This window comes from Nocardiopsis sp. CNZ308, assembly GCF_004217075.1.
This window is the reverse complement of sequence record NZ_SHKJ01000001.1, coordinates 5,858,389-5,884,569: the sequence shown is the minus strand read 5'-3', so window position 1 is coordinate 5,884,569 and position 26,181 is coordinate 5,858,389. Positions and strand designations below refer to the sequence as shown.

The 26,181-nt window shown below is 72.7% G+C and carries 23 protein-coding genes; 18 read left to right on the top strand and 5 right to left on the bottom strand.

The annotated features are described in order from the left end of the window. The first annotated feature begins 551 nt into the window (after positions 1 to 551). The 14 genes from EV372_RS25325 to EV372_RS25260 all read left to right on the top strand — a co-directional run bounded on the left by EV372_RS25325 (position 552) and on the right by EV372_RS25260 (position 15,892). Positions 552 to 2,012, top strand: a complete 1,461-nt coding sequence (locus EV372_RS25325) for a long-chain fatty acid--CoA ligase (RefSeq protein WP_130398091.1) — start codon at positions 552 to 554, stop codon at positions 2,010 to 2,012. Between the two features lie 19 nt (positions 2,013 to 2,031). Beyond that, positions 2,032 to 2,208: a hypothetical protein gene (locus EV372_RS29175; RefSeq protein WP_165436035.1), complete on the top strand. Its 177-nt coding sequence runs from the start codon at positions 2,032 to 2,034 to the stop codon at positions 2,206 to 2,208. Further along, entirely contained in the window at positions 2,205 to 3,320 is a 1,116-nt protein-coding gene (locus EV372_RS25315) for a beta-ketoacyl synthase N-terminal-like domain-containing protein (RefSeq protein WP_130398089.1), read from the top strand. The genes EV372_RS29175 and EV372_RS25315 overlap by 4 nt, the downstream gene beginning before the upstream one ends. Beyond that, positions 3,317 to 3,847: a beta-ketoacyl-[acyl-carrier-protein] synthase family protein gene (locus tag EV372_RS25310; protein WP_130398088.1), complete on the top strand. Its 531-nt coding sequence runs from the start codon at positions 3,317 to 3,319 to the stop codon at positions 3,845 to 3,847. Before EV372_RS25315 ends, EV372_RS25310 begins: the two co-directional genes overlap by 4 nt. 56 nt (positions 3,848 to 3,903) lie before the next feature. Then, positions 3,904 to 4,581, top strand: a complete 678-nt coding sequence (locus tag EV372_RS25305) for a methyltransferase (protein WP_197044315.1) — start codon at positions 3,904 to 3,906, stop codon at positions 4,579 to 4,581. After that, positions 4,568 to 6,253 carry a class I adenylate-forming enzyme family protein gene (locus EV372_RS25300; protein ID WP_130398087.1) on the top strand — a complete coding sequence of 562 codons (1,686 nt, stop codon included), beginning with the start codon at positions 4,568 to 4,570 and terminating at the stop codon, positions 6,251 to 6,253. Before EV372_RS25305 ends, EV372_RS25300 begins: the two co-directional genes overlap by 14 nt. Before the next feature lie 183 nt (positions 6,254 to 6,436). Then, on the top strand, positions 6,437 to 8,272 hold the full coding sequence (locus EV372_RS25295; RefSeq protein ID WP_130398086.1) for an ABC transporter ATP-binding protein: 1,836 nt from the start codon (positions 6,437 to 6,439) through the stop codon (positions 8,270 to 8,272). Then, positions 8,269 to 10,041 carry an ATP-binding cassette domain-containing protein gene (locus tag EV372_RS25290; protein WP_130398085.1) on the top strand — a complete coding sequence of 591 codons (1,773 nt, stop codon included), beginning with the start codon at positions 8,269 to 8,271 and terminating at the stop codon, positions 10,039 to 10,041. The genes EV372_RS25295 and EV372_RS25290 overlap by 4 nt, the downstream gene beginning before the upstream one ends. Positions 10,042 to 10,121: 80 nt before the next feature. Further along, positions 10,122 to 12,086 carry a condensation domain-containing protein gene (locus tag EV372_RS25285; RefSeq protein ID WP_165436034.1) on the top strand — a complete coding sequence of 655 codons (1,965 nt, stop codon included), beginning with the start codon at positions 10,122 to 10,124 and terminating at the stop codon, positions 12,084 to 12,086. Beyond that, entirely contained in the window at positions 12,079 to 12,975 is an 897-nt protein-coding gene (locus EV372_RS25280) for an aminotransferase class IV (protein ID WP_130398083.1), read from the top strand. The genes EV372_RS25285 and EV372_RS25280 overlap by 8 nt, the downstream gene beginning before the upstream one ends. Positions 12,976 to 12,986: 11 nt before the next feature. Then, complete coding sequence (locus EV372_RS25275; RefSeq protein WP_165436033.1) at positions 12,987 to 13,517, top strand: NUDIX hydrolase; 531 nt, start codon at positions 12,987 to 12,989, stop codon at positions 13,515 to 13,517. After that, positions 13,507 to 13,806: a hypothetical protein gene (locus tag EV372_RS25270; protein ID WP_130398081.1), complete on the top strand. Its 300-nt coding sequence runs from the start codon at positions 13,507 to 13,509 to the stop codon at positions 13,804 to 13,806. The genes EV372_RS25275 and EV372_RS25270 overlap by 11 nt, the downstream gene beginning before the upstream one ends. After that, complete coding sequence (locus tag EV372_RS25265; RefSeq protein WP_130398080.1) at positions 13,788 to 15,014, top strand: NAD(P)/FAD-dependent oxidoreductase; 1,227 nt, start codon at positions 13,788 to 13,790, stop codon at positions 15,012 to 15,014. Before EV372_RS25270 ends, EV372_RS25265 begins: the two co-directional genes overlap by 19 nt. A 5-nt stretch (positions 15,015 to 15,019) precedes the next feature. Beyond that, positions 15,020 to 15,892 (top strand): HAD family hydrolase, encoded by an 873-nt coding sequence (locus EV372_RS25260; RefSeq protein WP_130398079.1) that lies wholly within the window; start codon positions 15,020 to 15,022, stop codon positions 15,890 to 15,892. 177 nt (positions 15,893 to 16,069) lie between these two features. Here EV372_RS25260 and EV372_RS25255 read toward each other — a convergent pair whose 3' ends face one another. Further along, positions 16,070 to 16,531 (bottom strand): VOC family protein, encoded by a 462-nt coding sequence (locus tag EV372_RS25255; RefSeq protein ID WP_130398078.1) that lies wholly within the window; start codon positions 16,529 to 16,531, stop codon positions 16,070 to 16,072. After that, a complete protein-coding gene (locus EV372_RS25250) occupies positions 16,528 to 17,115 on the bottom strand; it encodes a DinB family protein (protein ID WP_130398077.1) in 588 nt (195 codons plus the stop codon). Before EV372_RS25250 ends, EV372_RS25255 begins: the two co-directional genes overlap by 4 nt. A 62-nt stretch (positions 17,116 to 17,177) precedes the next feature. On the opposite strand from EV372_RS25250, the gene EV372_RS25245 reads away from it, so the two are divergent. The 3 genes from EV372_RS25245 to EV372_RS25235 all read left to right on the top strand — a co-directional run bounded on the left by EV372_RS25245 (position 17,178) and on the right by EV372_RS25235 (position 20,242). Then, on the top strand, positions 17,178 to 18,191 hold the full coding sequence (locus EV372_RS25245) for a helix-turn-helix transcriptional regulator (RefSeq protein ID WP_130398076.1): 1,014 nt from the start codon (positions 17,178 to 17,180) through the stop codon (positions 18,189 to 18,191). A gap of 387 nt (positions 18,192 to 18,578) precedes the next feature. Further along, positions 18,579 to 19,031 (top strand): MarR family transcriptional regulator, encoded by a 453-nt coding sequence (locus tag EV372_RS25240; protein ID WP_130398075.1) that lies wholly within the window; start codon positions 18,579 to 18,581, stop codon positions 19,029 to 19,031. Further along, complete coding sequence (locus EV372_RS25235) at positions 19,028 to 20,242, top strand: glycosyltransferase (protein ID WP_130398074.1); 1,215 nt, start codon at positions 19,028 to 19,030, stop codon at positions 20,240 to 20,242. The genes EV372_RS25240 and EV372_RS25235 overlap by 4 nt, the downstream gene beginning before the upstream one ends. A gap of 508 nt (positions 20,243 to 20,750) precedes the next feature. Here EV372_RS25235 and EV372_RS25230 read toward each other — a convergent pair. From EV372_RS25230 to EV372_RS25220, 3 genes are all read right to left on the bottom strand, one after another. After that, the gene (locus EV372_RS25230) at positions 20,751 to 22,184 is read right to left on the bottom strand and encodes a DUF6297 family protein (protein WP_486484058.1); all 1,434 of its coding nucleotides are present in this window, start codon (positions 22,182 to 22,184) and stop codon (positions 20,751 to 20,753) included. A gap of 56 nt (positions 22,185 to 22,240) precedes the next feature. Further along, a complete protein-coding gene (locus EV372_RS25225) occupies positions 22,241 to 22,858 on the bottom strand; it encodes an ABC transporter ATP-binding protein (RefSeq protein WP_130398072.1) in 618 nt (205 codons plus the stop codon). A gap of 146 nt (positions 22,859 to 23,004) precedes the next feature. Then, positions 23,005 to 25,275, bottom strand: coding sequence for an excinuclease ABC subunit UvrA (locus tag EV372_RS25220; RefSeq protein ID WP_130398071.1), 2,271 nt, complete (start codon positions 25,273 to 25,275; stop codon positions 23,005 to 23,007). Between the two features lie 73 nt (positions 25,276 to 25,348). Here EV372_RS25220 and EV372_RS25215 point away from each other — a divergent pair, with 73 nt between their 5' ends. Continuing rightward, entirely contained in the window at positions 25,349 to 26,149 is an 801-nt protein-coding gene (locus EV372_RS25215) for a TetR/AcrR family transcriptional regulator (RefSeq protein ID WP_130399109.1), read from the top strand. Positions 26,150 to 26,181: the final 32 nt, after the last annotated feature.

Below are 26,181 nucleotides of genomic sequence, written 5' to 3'. Positions count from 1 at the left end.
CATCTCGAATAACACCAGTTCAATTCCCTGTTCGCCGAACACGCACGGCCCCGCGTGGCTGCCCCTCCTCAGGGGCCTCCGGAGCTGACAGCCCATCGGCGTACGAGATCTCCGGCCCTGACGGTACACGCGTTCGCATGATCGCAAAAGAGCGCCTCCCGGCCCGGGGCCCCGATCACCACCCAGGAGTCCGGCTCGGTCGCGTCACGCCCCGCCGGCGGTGAACCGCCAGTTCAGCGGTGCTTCTGGAACGCAAAAGGCAGGGCTTTCGGGAGCACGGACTTCCTCGGAACCCTGCCCCGTTTCCGGGGTCCGCGGCCACTTTAGGCCAATAAAACAGGTTGTCGCGGAGAGATCCGATCGGGTAGTTTCCGATCCTGCGCCCCTCCGCCGAGGTCTATCGAAGAGGGCTTCACCGACCAAGCATTGCTGGATTTCGACTGGGCTCTTCAGCCGACCAATCGAACCAGCTGTCCGGGCGGAGGACGGGTTGGTGTCGGCGTCGACCACCACTTCATCAGCGGATTGTCGATCTCTCAGGGGGATTCACGATGCACGGGGATACGGAACCGGAACCCGTGCTGTCCGCGCGGGAGCTGAGCGACCGCTTGTGCGGGGTGGACTCGGACGATCCGCTGTGGATCGACGAAACGGGGACCATCGACCGGCGGGCACTGCACCGTGAGGTCGACCGGTGCCTCGACCTGCTGGTGGCGAGCGGTGTCCGGCCGGGCGACTGCGTCGCGGTGCAGCTCTCCCCCAACGCCACCTTGTTCGCGCTGCTCCTGGCGATCTGGAAGCTGGACGCCCGCGCGATGCTCCTGGACCACCGGCTGACCGAGGCCGAGTCCGCCTCCCTGACACGGCTGTGCCCGCCGGCGTTCCACGTGCGCGCCGCGACCGGGACGACCCACTTCACCGGCCGGTCCCAGCCGGAGGTGGTGCCGCTGACCGGGGCGGTCGCCCTTCCGGGGAAGGTGTGCCTCGTACAGTTCACCTCCGGGTCGACCGGGCAGTCCAAGGTGGTGGGGCGGTCGGCCGCGTCGCTGAACGAAGAGATCGACCGGTACGCCGCCATCGACGACATGCCGGGCGGGGACGACCGGCTCCTCCTGCTGTGCTCGCCGGTCCACACCTGGGGCCTGATCGGCGGAATCCTGTACGGGCTGGCCACGGGCATGCCGGTCCTCCTACCCTCCGCGCAGCACGGCCGGGGGATCGCCCGGGCCGCGGTGGCGCTCGAACCCACGGCGATCTTCGGAGTGACCACGCACTTCGAGCTGCTCGGAAGCACGGCGGAGCTTCCCCGGCTGCCGCGACTGCGCGTCGCCACCAGCGCGGGGATGACGACCGGCCCGGCCGTGGCCGAGCGGTTCCGGCTGGCCAGCGGATGCCGACTGGGCCAGGTGTACGGCATGACGGAGGTCGGCGTCATCACCGCCGACCTCACCGGCCGCTTCCCCGCTCCCCACGTCGGTCGGCCCGCTCCCGGCATCACCGTCCGGGAGACGGACGGAGAGCTGTACGTCCGGCTCGACGAGACGCCCTACCTCGTCGACGACGGCGTGGCGCGGTTCGCCGCCGGCTGGCTGCGGACCTTCGACCGCGCGACGGTCGACGAGGCGAGCGGCTCGGTCAGCGTCCTGGGCCGCGCCGATTCCGTGATCGCGATCGGCGGCATCAAGATCGACCTGCTGGAGATCGAGCAGGTGCTGCAACAGCACCCCGACGTCGCCCACGCGGTCGTGACGTTCAAGGACGTGATCGAGGCTCATGTGGCGGCCCGTAACGGGCTCACGGACCGCCAGCTCGCGGGTTGGAGCCGGGAACGGCTGAGCTCCCTGAAGGCCCCCAAGCGGTACTACCTGCAAGAGAAACTTCCCGCGACACCAACCGGAAAGGTCGTCCGTGACCGAGCACAGCTCCTCTCCGCGATCCACCAGCAGAGAACGACAGCCCCGGGCGAAGGCGGTCAGCAGGGACGAGATCCGCGACATCCTGGCGGACTGTGAGGGCGTCGACCTGCCGGAGGTGGTCGACGACGACACCCTGCTCGTCATCGACTCCTACACCGCGATCTGGATCCAGCACCTGTTGGAGGAGCGGCACGGCGTCGTGGCCAAGATCAGTGGCGAGACGACCGGAGTCGACTCCATCGGCGCCCTGGTGTCCCTCGTCAACCGTGACCTGGGGGACGGGCACGCATGACCGCTGAGGTCTACGTCAGCGGCTTCGGCGTGTTCAGCGCCTTCGGCTTCGGCCAGGAGGCCCTCGTCGACGGGGTCTTCTCCGGTACGCCGGCGTTCGGCCCGGTCACCCGCTTCGACGTCTCCCGGTGCCGCACCGATCAGGCGGCGACCTACCAGGAGAAGGACGGCACCGGATCCGCCCCGGGGACGGTCGACGTGGCGGTCGCCTGCGCGAGCCAGGCGATCGACATGGCCGGCTGGCCCAGCCCGGCGACGCTTCCCATCGTCCTGGCGACCAAACTGCGAGCGCCCTCTGTCGAGCCGGAGTCACCCGCCGAACTCACCGGACTGGTGGCCGACCGGCTCGGTCTGGGAAGACCGAGGCGCACGTTCGTCAACGCGTGCTGTGCCGCGGCGAACGCGATCATCCACGGTGCGCAGCTGATCAGGAGCGGTGTCAGCTCGGCGGTGCTCGCGGGTGGAGCGTTCCTGGTCGACCGGCAGGCGTTCAGCCTCTTCGACTCCGCGCGGGCGCTGGCCGCCGACGGACGGCTGCGCCCGTTCGACCAGGACCGTCAGGGTGTGCTGCTCGGCGACGGAGGTGCGATGCTACTGCTGGAGTCCGGTGAGAGCCTTCGGGCGCGCGGAGCCCCGCCCCTGGCCCGCATGGCGGGCTGGGCCATGACCGACGACGCCCACCACGCGGCGCAGCCCCATCCGGAAGGGACCGGAGTCGCCGCCGCGGTCACCCAGGCGCTCCACCGCTCCGGTATCGGCGCCGACGAACTCACCTATGTCAACGCCCACGGCACGGGCACCCCCCTCAACGACACCGCCGAGGCCGCCGGCCTGCACACCGCGCTCGGCCCGCACACGAAGAAGACGTTCGTCAGCGGGACGAAGAGCACGACGGGCCACGCTCTGGAGGCCAGCGGCGCCCTGGAGGCGGTCATCACGCTGCTGGCGATGCGCTCCTCGGTGCTGCCGCCGACCGCGGCCCTGCACCGGCCGGACACACGCCACCCGCTCCGGCACGTCAGCGTGCCGGAGGAAGTGGAGGTGACCTCGGCGTTGAGCCTCAATTCCTCGGTGGGCGGCGTCAACTCCGCGATCCTCCTGGTGGGAGCATGACGACGTCATCGACCGGCTTCGAGCTCGTCGCCAGCGCGCGAGCCCACGCGGGCCCGCGACTGCCGCCACTGGCCGGATTCTTCGCGTCGGACTTCGCCCCCCTGGTGTACGCCGCCGTCCGGGAATGCCTCGGCGACCCGCGGTCCGGACACCTCCTCGAAGGCTCCGACGGCCGGGTCGGGATCGTCCTCGGCTCGCAGAGGTTCGACACGGCCAGCCTGGAGCTGTCCGTCGAACACGTCGACCAGGGCCGGGTGAGCCCGATCCTCTTCTACCAGGTGGTGCCTACCGCCGTCCTCGGCCACATCGCCCGCGACTACCGTCTCACCGGCCCGGTGAGCTGTGTGGCCGTGACCGGTGACGCCCGCGCGGAGGTCCTGGAGCTGTCCCGTCTGCTCCTGGCCGAGGGGAGCGCCGAGTGGGTCCTCGGCCTCACGGTCGAGATGGACCCCGTCCCCGTGAAGTCCTTCGCCCGTGCGGACCTGGTGCGATCGGAACCCGGACCGACGGACGGGAGGACACCGTGACGGCCTCGGGCGGGCCCGGGCCCTCGAAGGGTGCCGTGGTGCGGGGGTCCTGGCTGGTGAACAGCACCCTTGCCGGAGTGACCGAGCCGACCACCTTCCGGCTTCACGGCCGGGACTGGGACCTGCTGCCGGGAGTCTTCGCCCCGACCCACTGCGTCTCGACCGGGTTCTTCACCGAGTCGATCCCGTTCCCGGTCGGTGGATCGTTCCTGGAGGTGGGCTGCGGGGCGGGCGTGACCGCGGTGACGGCCGCGGCGAAGGGCTGCAGGAGTGTCGTCGCCACCGACATCAACGACGTGGCCGTCACGAACACCGCCTACAACGCCGCGCGGCACGGGCTGTCCGACCGGATCGAGTTGTACCGCGGTGACGTGTTCGACGGGATCGGGACGGAGAAGCGGTTCGACCTGATCTTCTGGAACTCCCCCTTCATCGACGCCAGCGCCGGCACCGGGTCGGCCACGCGACCGGACCGCGACGAACGCGGACAGCTGCGGCGGGCCGTCTTCGACCCCGGCTACCGGGCGCACGAGCGCTACCTCTCCGGAGCGCGCTCGCGGCTGACCGCCACCGGCCGGCTGCTGCTCGGCTTCAGTGATCTCGGCGACCACGACTCGCTGCGCCGACTGGCAGCTCGGGCAGGCCGCCGGATCACGGTTCTGCGCACCTCCCAGGACCTCGTCCCGGGCGTCGACTACCAACTTCTCGAGCTAGTGCCCGATGACAAACAGTGAGGACGTCACCGTGGGGGCCACCTTCGTCCCGTCCGGCGTACGCCACGACATCGCCGCCGACCCGGCGGTGGGCGGGGGCAACGCCCTGGAGACCGCGTTGCGGGTAAGCCCGGACGTCCATGCTCCGTACCTCCACGCGGAGCTGCCCGTCCGCGACGCCCGCGGGGCCCTGCGCGACCAGCTGAGCCTGGCTGAGCTGGCAGACCTCGTCGGCGCGTGGAGCGCCTGGTACGCCGGACGCGGAGTCGGCCCCCGGGACCGGGTCGGGGTCTACTTCCGGGACGGCGCCGACGACCTGGTCCACTACCTGGCGCTCAGCCGCCTGGGGGCCATCGCCGTGCTGGTCAACGGTGAGATGGACCCCGACCTCGCTCTGGCCCACCTCCGGGCGACCGCGCCCGTCGGCCTCCAGACGGACGAGGTCAGGCTGTCGCGGATCACCGGTGCCTTGGACCCCGAGGCCGACCGCTTCTGGGTGTCGTCGATCGGTGCGACCGTTCCACCCGGTGACGCACGGGTGCCGTCGCCGTTCCGGCACTCCCCCGAAGACCCCGTCCTGATCTGTCACACCTCGGGCACCACCGGCACAACGAAGCCGGTGATCTGGGCCCACGCACAGATGATGGCGGGTATCCGTGCGCACCTGACCCGGTTCCGGGACCACCCGAGGTCGCTGATCCTGTCCGCCCTTCCCCAGTCGCACGGGTCGGCGATCGGGTATGCGCTGCTCGCCATGCTCTCCGGGGTGCCCTTGGTGCTCATGTCCGACCGCAGCGGCCGGGCGGTGGCCGCCGCGGCGGGCCGTCACGGCGCGACCATCGTGGTCGGCTTTCCGGTGACGCTCTCCGATCTGGCGCTGCGGGAGGCCGACACGGCCGGTCTCGACCTGGTCGAGCGTTGGGTCAGCGTCGGTGACGCCTCACACCGAGCACACGTCGCCCGGCTGGTCGAGCGGGGTCGGCACTGGGTCGGTGCCGATCCGGTGCCCGGCTCGGTGTTCGTCGACGGCTTCGGTTCCTCGGAGCTCGGCTGGGGCGGCGTGCTGAGCATGACCACCATCCCCGGGGTCGCGGCGCCACATCGCTGTATCGGAGTCCCGCAGCCCTTCGCCGAGGTCGCCGTCCTGCGGCAGGACGGTACGCAGGCCGCGGCGGGCGAGGTCGGGCTGCTCGGTGTGAGGGGACCGACGGTGACACCGGGCTACTGGAACGACTCGGACAGGACCTACCGCAGCCTGCTGAACGGCTACTGGCTCTCCGGTGACCTGGTCTTCCGTGATGACGCGGACCGGTACTACCACGTCGACCGGGCGGTCGACGCCATTCGTACCGCCGACGGGACGGTCTATTCGGTCCTCACGGAGGAGATCCTGCTGGCCCGTCTCCCCGAGATCGACGACTGCGTGGTGGTGGCGGCCGAACGTGCGGGCGAGGTGTGCGCCATCGCGCTGGTCCATCTCCGCGACGGCCACGACACCGACGGAATGCTGGCACGGGCCAACGAGGCCCTCGACGGTCTGGGCCGTCCACCGCTGACCGACCTCCGGGCGACGGACGCCGGATCGGTCCCGGTCGGTGTCACCGGCAAGGTGCTCAAACGCAGGCTCCGCCAGGAGTACGCGGCCGCTTCCGCTCAGCCGGACGGACAGGGGTGGTCCGTTCCAGCGTATTAGCCCACGACACCGCGTCACGGTGAGACGAACACCAGTAGCACCATCCGGGTACACGTCGCCTCGCCGGTCCGGGATACCGGAACCGGCCGCGAAGGAAGCACCCCCAGCCGTCCAGGAGGAAAGCATGCCGAGCAGCAAGACACGGGGCACGACCGCCCGCGACCTCGACGACCGGGGGCGGGAGTGACCGCGGACACCGACCGTCTCCCGCCCCCGGCCACGCGGTGGGTGCTTCCCGCCCTGGTCCGGTACTCCTTCTCCGTGGCACCGGGCACGGCCGCCCTGACCACGGCGCTGGCCGTCCTCGCCGGTGCGGCCCCGGTCGGCATCACCATCGGGGTCGGCGCACTGGTGGACGGGCTCACCTCGGCCGCCGGCCAGGGTCTGGACAGCCCGGCGGCGCGGGAGTGCTACCGCTGGGTCGCCCTCATCGCCGTGCTCTTCCTCCTCACCCACGTCGCCGAGTCGGCGCGCACGGCCCTGGGACGGGCCCTGGGCCGCCGGGTCACCGGCCGACTGAGCGAGCGCGTGATGGCGGCCGCCTCGGAACCGGCGACCGTCGGCCACCTGGAGGACCCGTCCTACCAGGGCAGGCTCGGGCGGGCGCGGGGCGAGGGGACCATCGACATGCCGCCGGGGGAAGCGGTCTTCGGCCTGTCGACCAAGGCCTCGCTGTGGGTGACCGCCGTCGGCTCCGCGGCGCTGCTCACCCAGGTCACCTGGGGGCTGGGCCTCATCGTCTTCGCGGTCTTCGTGGTGCTCCACCTCCGGCTGGTCCGCAACTACCGGACCGCTGTCATCGAGACCGTGAACCAGACTCAGAAGCTGCGCCGCACGTCCTACCTGCGGGACGTGCCGACCACGCCGGACGCGGCCCGGGAGGTGCGCCTCTTCGGGCTCACGGCCTTCTTCCGCGACGCCTACCACTCCGAGTGGCGCGTGAACATGACCGAGGTCTGGCGGCGACGGCGTGAGCACCGCGTGTTCGTCGTCGTGGTCGTCGTGGTCACCGGCGTCACGGTCGCCTCGGTCTTCTACTACCTGGCGCAGCGGGCCGCCACTGGAGGCACGACGGTGGGCGACCTGGCGCTGGGCGGCCTGGCCCTGCGTGCCCTGCTCCAGGTGCTCCGGGCGGACGAGGACGACCTGCGCACCAGCTTCGGCTCCAAGGCGGCCGCCGAGGCGTTCGCCCTTCCGGCCGAGGACCCGCCGGACGCACCCGGCACCGCTTCCTGGACGGAGCCGGTCGCGACCGTCTCCTGTGAGGGACTGCGCTTCCGCTACGGCGGAGCCGCCGACGAGGTGCTGCACGGCATCGACCTCGACGTCCCCGAGGGGCAGTCGCTCGCCATCGTGGGCCTCAACGGGGCCGGAAAGACGACGCTGGCCCGGCTCCTCGCCGGCCTGGACGCTCCCAGCGGGGGCCGCGTGCGCGTCGGAGCGACCGCGATCGAGGACGCCAACCGCCGGAGCTGGCAGCGCCAGGTGGTCGCGGTCTTCCAGGACTTCGGCCGCTACGAGCTGACCGTGCGGGACAACATCGCCTTCGGCTCCCTGGCCCACGCCGACGACGAGGAGGGCCTGCGGGAAGTGGCGCGTCAGGCCGGACTGCTGGAGTTCGTCGAGGGACTCCCCAAGGGCTGGGACACGGTGATGTCCAGCGGCTACGAGGGCGGGGTCGACGCGTCGGGCGGCGAGTGGCAGCGCATCGCCATCGCCCGGGCGCTGTTCGGCCTGCGGCACGGCGCCCGGCTGCTGATCATGGACGAGCCGGCCGCGAGCCTGGACGCCCGCGCCGAGGCCCGGCTCTACGACACGTTCCACGAGCTCACCGCGGGGGCCACGACCATCGCGATCTCCCACCGGTTCGCGACCGTGCGCAAGGCGGAGCGGGTGGTCGTGCTCGACCGGGGCCGCATCGTCGAGGACGGCACACACGAGGACCTGATCAGCGCCGACGGCCGGTACGCCGAGCTGTTCCGCCTGCAGGCGAAGCGTTTCGAGGAGGCATCGTCATGATCAGCGCCCTGCGCTTCGTCCTCACGACCGGACCCCGCGTCGACGGGTTCCGCTCCCTGATCGTGGTGGCGATCGCGATTCTCGAACAGGCCACCGGAATCGGCCTCGCCGTGGCGATCGGACTGTTCAGCGAGGCGGCGAGCGGAGGCTCGGCCAGCGGCCTGGTGGTGATCGCGCTGTGTGTGGCGGTCTTCATCATGCTCACCCAGGGCACCTTCATCGCCGGTTACTTCACCCGCCTCCGGCTCCAGGAGCAGATCCAGAGCCACGTCGACCGCCGGTTCGTCGACGCGGTCGGCACGACGCCGACGCTGGAGGTCCACGAGCGTTCGAGCCGCTCCGACAGGGCGGCGGTGGTACGCGGGGCGCGGGGCGAGATCGGCCCGGGCTTCGACCGGCTGATGTGGTTGGCCGGAGCAGCGCTGGCCCTGGTCGCCTCGGCCGCCCTGATGGCGTCGGTCGTCCCCGTCCTGGCCCTGCTGCCGCTCTTCGCCCTCCCCGCCGTGCTGGCCACCCGGGCGGCGGACAGGAGGCGCGGCCGGGCCGAGGAGCGCGCCACGCCCAGGACCCGGCTGGCCGGTCACCTGTTCACGCTCGCCACGGCGGCCGCGCCCGGTCGCGAGACCCGTCTCTTCGGGCTGGCGGGCGAGCTGCGGCGCAGGCACCGCCGGGAGTGGGACTCCGCGGGCCGCGACATCGCCCGGACCGACGGACTGTCCCGGGTTCCGGTCGCACTGGCCTGGCTGCTCTTCGTGCTGGCGTACGCGACCGCCGTCGCCCTGATGGTGCGGGCCGGGCTGGTCGGCGACGCCCCGCTCGGCCTCATCGTCGCGGCCGTCGCCGTCAGCAGCCAGATCACCGGTCAGGTGCAGAGCCTGCTGAACCTGTCCTTCTGGACGCTGGAGTCGCTCCGCGCGTCCCGGGCGTTCCTCGACGTGGTGCGGGACGGCGACGCGGAGCGTGCGGCCCTCGTGCCGACCGCTCCGGCGGCGGTGCCCGCCCGCCTGGAGAGCGGCATCAGGGTGGAGGGTCTGGGTTTCCAGTACTGGAACCGCGATCAGCCCGCGTTGAGCGACATCGACCTCGAACTCCCGGCCGGCTCGGTGGTGGCGCTGGTCGGCGAGAACGGCGCGGGCAAGTCGACGCTGGTCAAGATGCTCAGCGGCCTCTACCGGCCGGGGCAGGGGCGCGTCCTGGTGGACGGGACCGATCTCGCGCGGTTGGCCCCGGACCAGTGGCGCGCCCGGATCACGGCGGCCTTCCAGGACCCGGTGCGTATCGAGATGTCCCTGCGGGACGCGGTCGGGCTGGGGTGGCTGGAGGACCGCGACGACCCGGAGCGGATCCTCCAGGCGCTGCGGACGGCCGGTGGGGACAGGCTCCTCGCCTCGTTGCCCGAGGGCCTGGACACCCGGCTCGGGCGCGGGTCGTGGGACGGGGAGGGGCTGTCCGGCGGCCAGTGGCAGACGGTCGCCAACGCCCGGGCGTCGATGCGGCGGGCGCCGCTGCTGCGGATCATGGACGAGCCCACCGCGAGCTTGGACGCGCGTGCCGAGGAGTGGCTGTTCCAGCAGTACGCCGACCTGAGCCGTCAGGAGGGCGGTGTGACCGTGCTCGTCACGCACCGCTTCACGACCGCCCGGGCGGCTGACCTCATCGTGGTGATGGACGGTGGCCGGGTCGTGGAGACCGGTACCCACGACACGCTGAGCCGGGCCGACGGGCTCTACGCCGAGCTGTTCCGCCTCCAGGCCCGGTACTTCGTCTGAGCGGGGCGGCGGGCCTGGGGTCTCGGAGGAGGTAGCTGTCCATGTTGCGACCGGGGGGAGCCCGAGTGGGAGAAGAGCTGGTGAGGTTTTCCGAGGGAGTGCGGCGCACGGGCCCGTTGCAGTCGGGGCTCTGCCAACTGGAGTGGTTGGCGTACCAGACCGGCGACCCCGGTTTGTTCCCGATCTTCTCCTGGGTCGTCGCCGTGCCGGACGGTTTGTCGGACGAGGCGGTGAGCGGTGCGGTGAGTGCCTTACTGCTTCGGCACGAGGTTCTGCGCACCAGGTTCGACGCGGACGGCGACGGGCGGCCACGGCAGAGCGTGCACGAGAGCGTCCATGTGGCGTTTCCCCGCGTCGAGGGCGAGGACGCCCTGCGCCGCTTCACCGAGACCCCTTTCGACGTCGCGTCCGAACCCCCGATCCGGTTCGGCCGTACCGCGCGGGGAGACCTGGTATTCGTCGTCCCCCACATCGTGGCCGACCGGGGAGGGGCCTGGATCCTCGTCACCGATCTCACCGAACTGCTGGCCGCGCAGGCACAGCACCGAGCCGCCCGCCTGAGCGCGAACGCGCCGCAGCCCGTCGACCAGGCCCGGCACGAGCGGGAGAGCGGCCGGGCCCGTGTCGAGTCCTCCCTGCGGCACTGGGAAAACGCGCTCCAGGACTTTCCGGTGACGGTCTTCCCCGTGAGCCGCGGCCGGCCCGGAGCCGACGTGGTGCGCGCGGACCTCGAATCGCCCGCCGCGGGCCTGGCGCTGGCGACCCTGCGGAGGACGCTCGCCACGGCCCCGGCGTCGATCTTCACCGCGGCCGCGTACACCGCGCTGGCGATCCAGTTCCACCGGGACCGGCTGGGGCTGAACCTGACCTGGTCGTTCCGGGAACACCCCACCACCCGTGGCATGGTCGCTTCGCTCTTCCGGGACATGCCGCTGATCGTCGACCTCCGAGGAAGGCCGTCGTTCTCCGAGGTACTGCGGCGGTTGCAGAAGGCGGTCCTCGTCGCCGGTCGGCACATGAGCTTCGACGTCCTGGAGTTCCATGAGCGCGCGGGACGCGTCGAGGCCGAGCGGGGCGCCTTCCTGCCCGGCCCCGAGTCGATCAGCTGCACGCTCGAAGGCATCGAATCGGTACCGGCGGAGCCGGGTGGTGATCCGCGTGCCCTGCTGGCGGACTCGCGGGTGTCCACCAGCAGGTCGAACGATTCCTGGGACGCCTGCAATCTGTACCTTCGCGCCTATCTCGTCGAGGGGCGGCTGCACATCGACTCGGCCATCGACGCGTCCGTCGTGGGCGACCGGGACAGCGCCGGACTCGTCAAGTTGACGGAGGCGATCCTGGTCCATGCCGCGGCGTCCGGCGACCTCGCCTTCGGGGAGGCCGAGTCGTTGGCGACCGACCCCTGGCGGCCGGGCGCACGCTGGGTGGGGGTCGACGGTGTCTGGGTGGATCTGGATTTCCTCACCGAACGCCTCCAGGAGCATCCCGCGGTCCACCACGCGGACGTGCGCGAGGAACACGGCCGGCTCACCGCCTACGTCAGCGCGGATCTCCAGCCATGGGAGCTTCGCGACTTCCTGCTCTCGACGGACAACGGCCGAAACGCCGTCCTGAGTCCGCACCGCTTCGTCATTCGCCGGACGGACGCGGCCACGGTCACCGGTTCGGGTGTGGACCGGCCGATGCTGGCGCCGGAAGGCGCGGCCGAGCAGGCGCTCAAGGACGCGGTCGCCGGGGCCAACGAGCTGACCGGTCCGACGATGGCCGGTACCTACCTGACGGTCGGCGGGCGCCTGCACCTGGTCCCCCGCGTGCTGTCCCTTCTGCGGGACAGCGGGTTCGAGGGCATCGGAGTCGCGGACCTGCGCAGCCCGACGAGCCTCGTCGCCCTCGCGGGTCGGCTGCGGCAACGGTGCGTCCGGACCGGTGGACGTGCCTCCCATGCCCCGCACCGGGACCGCGGCGCGCCCGTGACCGGGCGCCGTGCGACCGCTGGCGACGAGGCCGGGCGACAACCGATCGAGGGAGAGGGGAAAGATGTCTGACCGCGTGATGTGGTTCAACGGGGCATGCGTGCCCTGGGAGGACGCGAGAGTCCACGTCTGGGACGAGTTGGCGCTGCGCGGCGCCAACGTCTTCGAGGGCATCACGGCGTTCTGGAACGCCCGTGAGCAGCGGCACGAGATGCTGGCCGGCGACGCGCACCTCGACCGGCTCTTCCGATCCGCGCGGGTGGCCGACATCCCGGTGCCGATGACCAGGGCGGAGGTGTTCGGCGCGCTCGCCGAGGTGGCCGCCCAGCTGGGCGGCTCGGACGTCTACCTGCGTCCGACCTTCTACGCCAAGCAGGGGCGTTCGGCGCTGGCGCCCAACAGCGAGGGCGGAACCTACATCGGCGGGTTTCCGTTCCGCCCCAGCACTCCGCCGAAGGTCCGGGCGGCCGTGAGCGGACACCGGCGCTTCGGCGGGCCGATCGGGGCGCACGCCAAGACGGGCGGCTCCTACCTCGACTTCCGCGTCTTCGAGCGCGAGCGTGTCGAGCAGGGCGTGGAGCACGTCTTCTTCCTCAACGAACGCGGTCACGTCGCCGAGGCCGACGGCGCCGCGATCCTGCTGGTGCGGGACGGGCGGGTGACCACGCCGTCGGTGGACTCCGGAATCCTCGACTCGATCACCAAGCGCATCGTGCTGGACCTCGCCCGCGGACTCGGCCACCAGGTCGAGGAGCGGCCGGTCGAGCAGGACGAGCTGTACACGGCGCGGGTGGTGCTCGCCGGGACGCTGCTGGGGCTGCGCACGGTGGACACCGTGGACGGACGTGCGGCCGACGACACCGGCGCGGCGGACACCGTCGCCGCGCTGAACGACGGGTACAGCCGGTTGTGCCGGGGCGAGGGCCCGCTCGCGGCGGCCTACCTGTCCCCGCTTCGATGAGCCCGGCCGCCATGCGCCAGGTCAGTGAGAGCACCGCGCACCGGAACCCGTGGTTCGCGGTCGAGCACCGGCAGTACGAGACCGCGGACGGTGCGCTGCGTCCGTACTTCGTGGTCCGCAGGCCCGATTCGGTACTGGTCGCCCCGCGTCAGGAGGGCCGCTACGTCCTCGTCGAGTTGGAGCGGCCCACGATGGGCGGCGCGCGGAGCCTGGAGTTCCCGCAGGGCGCTCTGGCCGGGGACGAGTCACCCGAGGCGGCCGCCCGGCGCGAGGTGCGCGAGGAGACCGGTCTGGAACTGACCGGCCTGCGGCACCTCGTCACGTTCGCGGAGAGCAGCGGCTTCGCGACGTCTTCGTGCCACGCCTTCACGGCCGACGTCTCGGATGTCGGTGAGTCCGACCGGGACGCGTTCGAGGCCGGTATGGAGGTCCGCAGGTTGTCCTGGTCGCAGCTGCGGGAACTGGCGGCGGCGGGGGCCATCCAGGATTCGGCGACACTGGCCGCGCTGGCCGTGATGGGAGCGTCCGGAGATGCCTGTTGACGGCGTGGAGGTCGTCGTCGGCCTCGCCACGGAGGTACGGGTCAGCCTGCTCAGCGGTGATCTGATGGCCAAGGCCAGCAACAGCCGGGACCGGTTGCTGCTGGCCGGGCTCGGTCCGCTGCGCTTCGCGATCCGCTTCGACGAGGAGACGGTGCTGCTGGAGACCGTGTCGGGCGAGCGCTGGCTGGTGCGGATGTCGCCGGTCTCCGGACTGGTCGCCGCGGTCGAACCGGTCATCGGCGCCCGGTCCGAGCCGCACGGGGGTGACCGGTGCGCGACGGTGACGTGATGGTGGCCGGGGCGGGCGTGACCGGTCTGCTGACAGCCCTGGGCCTGGCCCGCCGCGGCGCCCGCGTGGTGCTCGTCGAGCCGTTGGCGGACGGAGCGGGCCAGTCCGGGCAGTCACACGGTTATCTGCACCGTGGCTACGCGTACGGCCCGGACGAACCGCGCCTGCCGGCCCTGCTGGGCAGCGCGCGCGAGCACTGGCGGGAACTGCTCACGCGGATACCGCCGGTGACAGCCGGTTCCACCATCGCCTTCTCCGACCCGGACGCGGTGCTCCGAGCCGAACGGTACTGGCGGGCGTCGGGGCTCGCCGTGCGTCCGCGGTCCACCCCGGGGTGGCTGTCCGGGACGCCCGTCGCCTGCTTCGGCAGCGCCGAACCCACGTACAACGTCGGTGACATCCTGCGTGGACTGGGGGTGCAGGCGGCCGCGGCCGGGATCGAGAGGCGGCCGGGCGCGGTCGAGCGCGTCGAACGGTCCGGCGACGGCGTCAGCGCCAGGATCACCGAGCCGGACGGCGGCACAGCGGTCGTCCGCGCCCGGAGCGCGGTCCTCGCGGCGGGCGCGGGCACGCCCGGGTTGCTGGCCCGCTCAGGGCTGCCCGACACGGTCCAGCTCCGTAGGGCGTACATGCTGGTGCTGCGCGGCCGCCTGCCCGCGGTCAGCGTACTGTTCCCGGAACGTGAGGAGCACGGATTGTTCCTCGCGAGCCGGGCCGACGACGACGGGCGGGCCACCTGGCTGGTCTCCGACTTCCAGTCGTTCGACAGCGGTGGCCGGGACCCCGGCCAGCTCGCGGGTTGGTGGGCCCGCCGGGTGCTGCTGACCCTGAGCAGGGTCGTCGACGCGGCGATCCTGGCCCGTGTCGAAGCCGTCTCGGGTTACCCGGCCGTCAAGTCCGGGCTGCTGCCGAGCAGCGGCACCGTGGCCCACGAGTTCGGGGCCGAGCTGCTCGACGGCAGGGCCGTCGTGGCCAGCCCGTCCAAGCTCACCCTGGCGCCGCTGGCCGCCCGGCAGGCGGTGCGTACCGTCGCGGCCCGGCTGGGTCTGCGTTCCGACGACGGTGGCTGGGCCCCGATCACCCCGGTGCCGCCGGACCGCTCACCGGCCAGGGAGGTCTGGGAAACCCCCATGGCCTCGCTGGACCGCCCCGACCTGTCCGGCGGGCTTCCCGACATCGGCACGCTCAGCAAGCTCTACCAGCGGTGACGGCCGTGCCACCGGGCCCGTCGCGAGACACACCGCCAGAGCTGCCCTACAAGCTCATCGCCACCGACCTGGACGGCACCCTGTTGCGCTCCGACGGCACGGTCGGTGCCCGCACCCGGGCGGCGCTGGAGGCGGCGGCCGCGCGCGGCGGTCGGCACATCGTCGTCACCGGTCGCTCGGTCGCCTGGACCAGGCCGGTGCTGGTCGAGTTGGGCTACACCGGTCTGGCCGTCTGCGGTCAGGGCGGCCAGGTGTACGACGCTGACGCGAACCGCGAGCTCACGTCATATGTCCTGGACCGCGCTGTGGCCCGGTCGGCCCTCGCCGGGATCGAGGCGGTGACCGGACCGCTGTCGCTGGCCGCCGACCGGGCCGGTCTGGAGGGCGCCGTCCTGGCCGGTCCCGGCTACCGTCCCGACCCGCTCGACGGTCTGCCGACTGTCCCCGTGGACACCGGTCACCTGTGGGCGGCACCGGTGCGCAAGTTCTACGTTCAGCACCCCGAACTGGACGGGGACCGGTTGCACGAGATCGCGTCGCGGCTCGCCGGGCACTTGGTGACCACGACGAAGGCCGGACCGGGCGAGATCGAGATCCTGCCGCTCGGACTGTCGAAGGCGACCGGGCTGGCCCACGCCGCCGGTCTGCTCGGGCTGTCCGGCGCGGACACCATCGCCTTCGGTGACATGCCGAACGACGCCCCGATGCTGACCTGGGCCGGGTACGCGGTGGCCATGGGCAACGCGCACCCCGAGCTCAAGACGGTGAGCGACGAGGTGGCGCCCGGACACGACGACGAGGGCGTCGCGGTGGTCCTCGACCGGCTCCTGGGCGCCCGCCGACAGCGACCGGGTCCGTCGTCGCCGGGTACGGGATGAGGTCGGGGCCCGAGGGCGCGTGTCCCCCGCGGGACGCCTCCGCCGGGAGCGGCACGCCGGGGCCCGAAGCCCGCGGCTGCTCCGGGGCCGCCACGCGGCGTGCGGATAGCACCGCGGGGACACACAAGGGTGCCCGCGTCCCCGGGGACACGGGCACCACGACCACGCCGCAGGGCCTCAGTCCAGGCAGAACTCGTTGCCCTCGGGGTCGGCCATCACGATGAAGCCGGTCTCCACGGGCGGCTCGGGCTCGTGGCGGCGCACCCGTGTCGCCCCCAGCGCCAGGAGCCGCGCGCACTCGGCCTCCAGCGCCGCCATCCGCTCCTCCCCCAGCAGCCCGGGCGCCACGCGGACGTCGAGGTGCAGGCGGTTCTTGACTACCTTGTCCTCCGGCACCCGCTGGAAGAACAGCCGCGGGCCGCGCCCCTCGGGGTCCTCGATGGCCGACCTCGTGTCGCGCTGGTCCTCGGGCACGCCCACCTGTTCCAGGAAGGCGTCCCAGGCGGCCAGCGGGTCGGCGCCCTCGGGCAGGTCGGCCCCGGGCGGCCCGGGGTGGACGTAGCCCAGCACGTCGCGCCAGAAGGACGACAGCGCCCGGGGTTCGTGCGCGTCGAAGGTGATCTGGACGTCGAGGCTCATCGGTTCGCTCCGTTCGCGGCTGCCGCCGTGTGCAGGTAGAGGTCGCGCAGCAGGCAGACCTCGGACAGGTGATGGATCAGCTCGCGGTGGATGTGCAGCACCAGGTCCGCCATGGGCGCCTCGGGGTAGGGCTCCTTGTCGCCGACCGGGGTCCGCAGCGCGGCCGCGTCCAGGCCCCGCACCCCGGCGAGCCACACGCCGACCTGCGTCTGGAGCTGGTCGAGCGCGTCGGCCGCGTTTCCGGCGTACTCCCACGTCTCGTACGAGGCCGCCGGTGCGCCGAAGTGCGACGCGTTGCGCACGGCGAGCACGCCGACGATGACGTGGCCGAGCCGCCAGGCGATCGTGGTGAAGGGCGCGGGGTCAGGCTCCGGAAAGGCGAAGTCGATCGTGAAGTCCCCCGAACCCGCCTGCATGGGCGCCGCCGAGCCGCCGCGCGGCCACACGCTCCAGCAGTCCGGCACCGGCGACCAGAAGTACTCGTCGTCGGTGAGGCCCTCCAAGCGGGGCCGGATGTGGTGGTTCCAGTGGAACTCCCACTGCTCGCGCAGGGTCTGGTTCCAGTCGAGTTCTGTTGTGTCCATGCAGCCACCCTGGCACCACTGGCGGACAGGATCGGTCCGCTATCTCTGGCAGGGTGGAGCGCATGGACACGGCAGGCGGCGACGAACGCGGTACGACGGAACGGGTGCTCACGCTGCTCGGGCTGCTGCAGCGGCACCGGGTCTGGACGGGCCCCGAACTCGCCGACCGGCTCGGGGTCACGCCGCGCACGGTGCGGCGCGACGTCGACCGCCTGCGCGCGCTCGGCTATCCGGTGCACGCCAGCCAGGGGGTCGGCGGCGGCTACCGGCTCGGCCCGGGCAAGGACCTGCCGCCGCTGCTGCTGGACGACGAGGAGGCGATCGCCACCGTGGTCTCGCTGCTCGCCGGAGCGGGCGAAGCGGACGGTGTGGACGGGGGCGCGGGCGGCGCCGCACTGCGGGCGCTGACCAAGCTCGACCGGGTGCTGCCCACCCGGTTGCGCGACGAGGTGCGCGCGCTCTCCGGTTCGGTGGAGTCCTTCGGCTCGGGCCGCGCGCCGGTCGATCCCGATGTGCTCATGACGCTGGCCCGGACCTGCCGCGAGGAGGTCGAGGCCGGTTTCGACTACCCGTCCGGGAGCGGGGTGCGACGGCGGCGGGTCGAGCCCCACCGCCTGGTCGCCTCCGAACGGCGCTGGTACCTGCTCGCCTACGACCTCGACCGCGACGGCTGGCGCAGCTTCCGCGTGGACCGGATGACCGCTGTGGTCGCGCGGACCTGGCGCTTCCACCCCCGTGCGGCCCCCGACGCGGCGGCGTACGTGCAGGAGGGCGTGGCCAGCCGGGTCTACCCCCGTCAGGCGCGCTTCCTCGTGCGCGCGTCGGCCGAGACGGTGCGCGCGCGGATCCCCGCGTCGGCGGCGGTCGTGCGAGACCGGAGCGACGGGCGCTGCGAGCTGGTCAGCGGCGGCCACGACCTCGACTTCGTGCTCATGCACGTGCTCCTGTTGGGCCACGACTTCGAGGTGCTCGACCCCCCGGAACTGGCGGGACGCTGCCGTGTGCTGGCGCGAAGACTGCTGTCGGCCGGTGCGGCGTTCCCGGCCGGGCCGGACGGCGAGGAATCCGAGCCCTGAGCGGCCGACCGCGAGCGGAACGGCCCCGCCCCGGCTCCACGTCCCTACCGGTGGTCGAGGAGGATCACCCCGGGATCTGGCGGTAGAGCCCTGACCCGGGCGACGGTTCGGTGACGGTGCCGATGTGCCCGGTTGGGGCGGGCGGTGCGGAGGTGTTCGCCCGTGGCGCCGACCGGTGGGGCGACCCCCGGGCCCGCCTCCTGTCCGGGCCAACCTGGCAGGCCACCCGGGAGCGGGTGCTCACCGCCCTGGAACCGGCCGACGAGAGGACGGGATGTCCTGGTGGGGTCTTCGTTCCGATGTGCCCCGACCCCGGCGTCGGTCGGGGGCGCACCTCCCTTGTTTACTTTTTTCGGAATGATCCGAACAAAGCGATAGGTTTTTGGTATGAGTATCGATCAGTTCGTTGAGGACGCCGGGCTGTTCTACGAGCGGCTCGGGTTGAGCCGCACCTCGGGACGGGTGATGGGGTGGCTGCTGACCGCCGAGGCCGACAGTGCGGACGCGCCGGAGCTGGCCGGGGAGCTGGCCGTGGCCAAGAGCAGCATGAGCGTCGCACTGCGGCAGCTCGAACAGGCGGGCCTGGTCGAGCGGTTCCGGGTCCGGGGAGAGCGGCGCGACCGCTACCGGCTGGCCGAGGACGTCTTCGCCCGCGCCTTCCAAGCCAAGATGGCCGAGTTCGAGGGCTTTCGCGCGCTGGCCGAGCAGGGCCTGCGGGTGGTGGGCGACGACCCGGCGCGCCGACGGCGGCTGGAGCTCATGCGCGGCATGTACGCGTTCATGATGGACCGCTTCCCCCGCCTGCTGCAGGAGTGGGACGAACTGGGGGACCAGCGATGAGACCGCTGTTGCTCACCGTCGGCAGCCGGGGGGACGTCCAGCCGTACCTCGCCCTGGCCCGCGGGCTGCTCGCCGCCGGGCACCGGCCGGTGCTGGCCGCCCCGCGCCGCTTCGAAACGCTCGTCGCCGCGCACCGCGTGGAGTTCGCGCCGCTCGACGACGCGATGCTCGCGCTACAGGACACCGTCCAGGGCCAGGGGGTGCGCGCCGCCGTCACCGCCGCCCGGTCGGTCAAGCCGATGCTGCGCCGCCTCCTCGACGACCAGGCCCTGCTCGTCGCCCGGCGGGCCGACATGGTCGTCTACCACCCCAAGTCCCTCGGCGGGCCGTCCATCGCCGAGGCGCTGGGGGTTCCGGCGGTCGCCGGCCTGCTGCTGCCGCTCTACCTGCCCACGTCCGCCTTCGCCTCCCCCATCCTCCCGATAGGCGTGCCGCGCGCGCTCAACCGGGCCAGCTGGCGGACATCCTCCGCCGTCGAGATGTCCTATCGGGGCACGGTGCGGGCCTGGCGGTCCGAGGCGCTGGAACTTCCAGGCCGCCTCCGGGCCATGGCCGACCTGGTCGCGGAGGGCGGCGTGCTGCACGCGTGGAGCCCTCACCTGCTGCCCGGCCCCGCCGACTGGCCCGCCGCCGCCCACCCGATCGGGTTCTGGACACTGCCCGCCGACAGCGGGTGGACACCGCCCGCACGGCTGGTCCGGTTCCTGGACGAGGGCGAGCCTCCCGTGTACGTCGGCTTCGGCAGTTCGGTGGGCGGCCACCCCGAGGCGCTGGCCGCCACGGTCCGCGAAGCCGTCCGGCTGGCGGGTCGGCGCGCCGTGCTGGCCACCGGTTGGGGCGCCCTGCGGACAGCGTCGGAGAGCGGCGACATCATGGTCATCGAGGAGGCCCCGCACGACTGGCTGCTGCCGCGTGCCGCGGTCGCCGTGCATCACGGCGGTATCGGTACGGTCGCGGCGGCCCTGCGCGCGGGCGTGCCTCAGGTCGTCCGGCCGTTCCTGGGCGACCAGCCGTTCTGGGCCGCCCGCCTGCACCACCGCGGCGTCGCCCCCGCACCGCTGACGGGCCGCCTCACCGCCGAGCGCCTGGCCACGGCGATCCAGGACGCGGCGCGGCACGCTCCGGCGGCCCGCGCGCTCGCCGGGCGCGTCCGCGCCGAGGACGGCATCACCACCGCCATCGCCCGCCTCGAAAGCCTCCCGGACACGTAGCGGCATGGGCAACAGGTGAGGCGGGGCCTCTGGGGGCCATAGGGCCTCCAGAGGATTCCGTGCGCCCGTGTGCTCAGTCCGGCTTACCCCGCTGCCGCTCAATCGTGTCATCGGGACGGAGGTCGCCTTCTACCGCGACATGCTGGCAACGGAGGTCACCGTCGAGAACAGCGAGACCGTCGCGGACGGCGCTGCCCGGAGCGCATCGGTGCGGTCGGCCGGTTCGGTCCGGTCACGCTGTGGTTCGACCGCGTCGACAGCTACGCGCGGGCCGACCCGTGGCTGGAGCCGTCCACCGGCGATGACGGCCTCACGACCCGGCACCTGGCCGCGCACGGTGGCACGGTCCAGGCCGAATCGGAACCGCTCCCCTCCGGATGGACGCCCACCGGCTCAGCGGACCGGTGGGCGTCCCGCACGCCATCCGGCGCCCGACGAGGTGCGGCAGGGGCCGAGGAGGATCAGGACACGGTTCCACCGCTGAATCCTGTAGCGGTCCTCCCCGCCCCTACCCGCGTCTCGGAGCGGCGCAGTAGGCCGCCAGCACCGCCGCGCCCCACACCGCCTGCGCCGCGAGCAGCGGCCCGGTCACCCCGGCGGCGAACGCCGGGAGCGCGGGCAGGCACCCGAGCACGGCGATGTCGGCGCCGGTCAGCGCCCACACCACCGGTCCCAGCGGCACCGGGCCCAGGGGCGTGTCCACGACGGGCATCGTGTGCTCGACGGGTCGGCGCCGCGCCAACCGCAGCGCCCCCGCCGCCAGTGCCGGGGCGCACAGCAACCCCAGCGGCCACAGGAGCCCTCCGGAGCCCGCGAGGTCCAGCCCGACCAGCGCGAGGGTCAGCCACAGGCCACCGAGCAGGGCGGGCAGCACCGCCCGCGCCGCCAGGAGCGCGCGCGGACCGGCGCCCAGCAACCGCGCCAGCGCCGCGTCCCCGGCGTCCCGGCGCGCCCCCGCGGTGCCCGTGGCGGCGACCGCCAGCGCGCCCACGGCGAGGACGACCAGCGCGCCCGCCTCCCCGGTGCCCGCACGGGCGGCCAGCACGGGCAGAACGGTCGCCGCCGCCACCAGCGCCAGGATCCCCGGCCGTCGCGCCAGCCGCCGCCAGTCCAGCCAGGCCACCGCCGCCGCACCGCGCAGCCGCGACGGCCACGCCCGCGAGCGCAGCACGCGTGAGCGCCAGTGCGCGTCCTCGGCGATCCAGGACAGCGAACCCGGGTCCATGACCAGGAGCGCACCCGCCGCGAGTTCCGCCCTGGACGAGGCCTCCAGGACAGCGCGGGCCGGGATGCGTGCCAGGGCCCGCCAGGCCCGCCACACCAGGGCGGCGGCCACCCCGGCCGAAGCGCACACCGCCGCGCCCCACGCCGACACGGGAGCCGACGCGATGCCCACGAGCACCCCGCGACCCGGGCCCGCGCCCATCACCGTCGCGGCGGCCGCCGCGACGACGAGGGCGACGAGCAGCGCGGCCAGCCGGTCGTCCCAGGGCTGCGACGCCTGTGCCAGCACGGCCGTCGCCGCCCCGCCCACCGTCCACGACACGGCCAGGACCACGGACGCCAGCAGCCGGAGGGCCAGGGCGTCGGGGGCGCCGAGCGCGCTCAGCAGCGCCAGGCCGAACACCGCGCCGACCACGGCCAGGACCAGCAGGGCGGGGGCCAGCACTCCGCGGCGCGGCAGCGGCGAGAGCACCAGCCACGCCGCGTCCGCCGCCGACACCGCCACCGGACCGACCGCGCGCGCCAGCCTCAGGGAGGCCGCCAGCAGCAGCGCGACCAGAGCCAGGCCCGCGCCCGCACGCGCCGGATCGACCGCGTCGGGCACGGCCGCCACAGCGCGGCCGATCACCGGGGACACCGTCACCACCAGCAGCCCCAGGGCCAGCAGGATGACGTAGCGGTCGGACCAGCTGCGGTGCCGGCGGTTCCGGGCCCGCACGAACGCCCGGACCTGCGTCGCTCCCGTCCGCGTCCCTTGTGTCCGCGCCGTCCCGTTCACGCGGCGGCCTCCAGGGCGACGTGGCGGGCGTCCTCGGCGAACCGCGGGTCGTGGGTCACCATCACCACCGTGCCGCCGTCCGCGGCGTACTCGGCGAGCAGCTCCGCGAGCCGTCCCCGGAAGACGGCGTCGAGCCCGCGTTCGGGTTCGTCCAACAGCAGCAACCGGCTCGGCCGCAGCAGTGCCATGGCCAGGGACAGCCGCTGGCGCTGCCCGGTCGACAGCGAGGACGGGGCCCGGTCCGCGCAGCCGGACAGCTCGAACAGCTCCACGGCCGCTGCCACCTCCAGCCGTCCGGGGCCGTGCACGGCCCGCATCAGCTCCAGGTGCTCGCACACGGTCAGTCCCGGGTACCAGGTGGGTTCGTCGCCGACCAGGGCGACCTCGCGCCAGAACCCGGGTTCGTCCACGGGGGGCCGGCCCAGCACGCTGACCTGGCCCGCGGTCCGCTGGAGCCCCGCGAGGCAGCGCAGCAGGGTGGTCTTGCCGACGCCGTTGGCGCCGAGCACCGCGACCACCTCCCCGGGCGCGACCGTGAGGTCGACTCCGCGCAGGACCGGGACGCCGCCCAGTTCCACGTCCACGCCACGGGCCACGATGATCGGTTCGCTCACCGGCTCAGCGTAGGGCCCCGCCCCGTCCGTCCCGGCACCGGCCGCACCGGGACGGACGCGGGGACAGCGCCCGGCTGTCCCCGTCGCGTGCGAGGGCCTTCGACGCGGGTGCCCGCCGCCGCTCAGGCACTCCCGGAGAACGTCGGTCAGCGCTCCAGGTAGGCCCGCAGGTGGCGGGCGGTGAGGGTGTCGCCCTCCTTCACCAGCTGGGCGGGGCTGCCCTCGAACACGATCCGGCCGCCGTCGTGCCCGGCGCCCGGACCCAGGTCGATGACGTGGTCGGCGTGCGCCATCACCGCCTGGTGGTGCTCGATCACCACCACCGTGTTGCCGTCGTCCACCAACCGGTCCAGCAGTGCCAGCAGCCGGTCCACGTCGGCCAGGTGCAGGCCGGTGGTCGGCTCGTCCATCACGTACACCGCCCCGTCGCGGGCCATGTTGATGGCCAGCTTCAGGCGCTGGCGCTCACCGCCCGACAGGGTGGTCAGCGGCTGGCCCAGGCCCAGGTAGCCCAGGCCCACGTCGTGCAGCCGGTCCAGGATCGTGCGGGCGTTGCCGCCGGAGAAGAACTCCCGCGCCTCCACCACCGACATCGCCAGCACCTCGCTGATGTCCTTGCCGCGCAGCTTGTGCGTGAGCACCTCGGCCCGGAACCGCTTGCCCTCGCAGTGCTCGCACGGCGAGGAGACCCCGGCCATCATCGCCAGGTCGGTGTAGACGACCCCGGCGCCCTTGCACTCGGGGCAGGCGCCCTCGGAGTTGGCGCTGAACAGCGACGCCTTGACGTTGTTGGCGCGGGCGAAGGCGGTGCGGATCGGGTCGAGCAGGCCGGTGTAGGTGGCCGGGTTGGAGCGCCGCGACCCCTTGATCGCCGACTGGTCGACCACCACCACGTCCTCGCGCCCGGGCAGGGCGCCGTGGATGAGCGAGCTCTTGCCCGAACCCGCCACACCGGTGACCACCGTGAGCACCCCGGTGGGGATGTCCACGCTGACGTTCTTGAGGTTGTGCGAGTTCGCGCCGGTGATGGAGATGTGCCCCCGGGGCGTGCGCACCCGCTCGCGCAGGGTGGCCCGGTGGTCCAGGTGGTCGCCGGTGAGCGTGCCCGAGGCCCGCAGTCCGGCCACGTCACCGGTGTAGGTGACGCGTCCGCCCGAGGGCCCGGCGCCGGGCCCCAGGTCCACCACGTGGTCGGCGATGGCGATCGTCTCGGGCTTGTGCTCGACCACCAGCACCGTGTTGCCCTTGTCGCGCAGGCTCAGCAGCAGGTTGTTCATCCGCTCGATGTCGTGCGGGTGCAGGCCGGTGGTCGGCTCGTCGAAGACGTAGGTGACGTCGCTGAGGCTGGAGCCCAGGTGGCGCACCATCTTGACCCGCTGCGCCTCGCCGCCCGAGAGCGTGCCCGACTCCCGGTCCAGGCTCAGGTAGCCCAGCCCCACCTGCACCAGGGACTCCAGGGTGTGGCCGAGGTTGTCCAGCAGGGGCTTGACCGAGGGCTCGTCCAGGGAGCGCACGAACCCGGCCAGCTCGTTCACCTGCATGGCCGAGCACTCGGTGATGGTGCGCCCGGCGACCCTGACCGCCCGGGCCCGGGCGTTGAGGCGGGCGCCGCCGCACTCGGGGCAGGTGGAGAAGGTCACCGCGCGGTCGGCGAAGGCGCGCACGGCCGTCTGCATCTTCTCGCGGTCCTTGGCCAGGTAGGTGCGCCTGATCTTGGGGACCAGCCCCTCGTAGGAGAAGGAGTTGCTACCCGCCTTGACCTTGGTGACGGGCAGGTGCAGCAGCGTGTGCCGCTCCTGGTCGGTGTAGTCGGCCACCTTCTTGTCGGCGTCCAGCAGGCCCGAGTTGACGAACACCTGCCAGTACCAGCTGTCCACCCCGTAGCCGGGGACGGTGATAGCGCCCTCGTTCAGGGACAGCTCCCGGTCGACGAGTTCGTCCACGTCGATCTGGTTGGTGCGCCCCAGGCCCTCGCACTCACCGCACATGCCCTCGGAGCTGTTGAAGCTGAAGGCGCTGGAGGGCTCCAGGCGCGGGGTGCCGACCCTGCTGAAGACGATCCGCAGCATGGCGGCGGCGTCGGTGGCCGTGCCGACGGTGGAACGGGAGTTGGCGCCCATCCGCTCCTGGTCGACGATGATCGCCGCGCTGAGGTTGCGCAGGCTGTCCACGTCGGGCCGCCCCAGACTGGGCATGAACGACTGGACGAACGTCGTATACGTTTCGTTGATCAGGCGCTGGGACTCGGCGGCGATCGTTCCGAAGACCAGGGAGGACTTGCCCGAGCCGGACAGGCCGGTGAAGACGCTCAGCCTCCGTTTGGGGATGTCCACCGAGACGTCGGCGAGGTTGTTCTCCCGGGCGCCCCTGACCTGGATGGTGTCGTGGGTGTCCGCTGTGGTGGGGTGGGAAGACACACTGCTCCTCAGGAGTCCTTATGGCGTAAGCTGATGGCTGGAGAACGTTAGTTTATGGCGTAAGGAGATGCAAGTGGTGGTCTACGCCGGGCAGGGTGACGCCCGTCGCACCATGGAGCTGCTGTGGAGGTCCCGCGACGGGGACGGCGCCCGCACGGCCCCCGGCCCCAAGCCCGAACTCAGCGTGGACCTGGTGGTGGAGACCGCCATCGCCCTCGCCGACGCCGAGGGGATGCAGGCGCTGTCCATGCGCGCGGTGGGCCAGCGCCTGGGGCGCACCGCCATGTCGCTCTACACCTACGTGGCCAGCAAGAACGAACTCGTGGAGCTGATGTACGACCACGTCTTCGCGGAACTGGCCGACGCCGCCGAGGCCGACGCCGAACCAGACTGGCGCACGGCTACGACATCCTGGGCCACCCGGCTGTGGGACTTCTACCTGAGCCACCCCTGGACCCTGGAGGTCTCCCAGGCCCGGCCGGTACTGGGCCCCAACGAGTACCGGCTGTTCGAGTCGCTGGCCGTGGTGCTGCACCGCGCCGGGCTGGGCCCCACGCAGATCCGCAGCGCCTACGGCAACCTGTTCACCCTCGTGCGCGGACCCGTGCAGATCGCCTCGGAGTCGCGCCGCGCCCCGGAGGTCACGGGTGTGGCCGAGGACGCCTGGTGGTACGAGCGTTCCGCGCAGCTGGAGCGGGTCGCCCCGGACTTCGACCGGCGCTTCCCCGTGCTGACCCTGCTGTCGGAGCAGGGGGCGTTCAGCAACGAGAACCAGAATGAGCCCTACCTGGAACAGGAGGCGTGGGAGACCTTCCTGTTCGGGCTCAACGCCCTGCTGGACGGGCTCCAGGCCAGCCTCGGCCCGCGCGGGTGACCGCGCCGGTCGCCCGTCGCGGAAGGTGGACG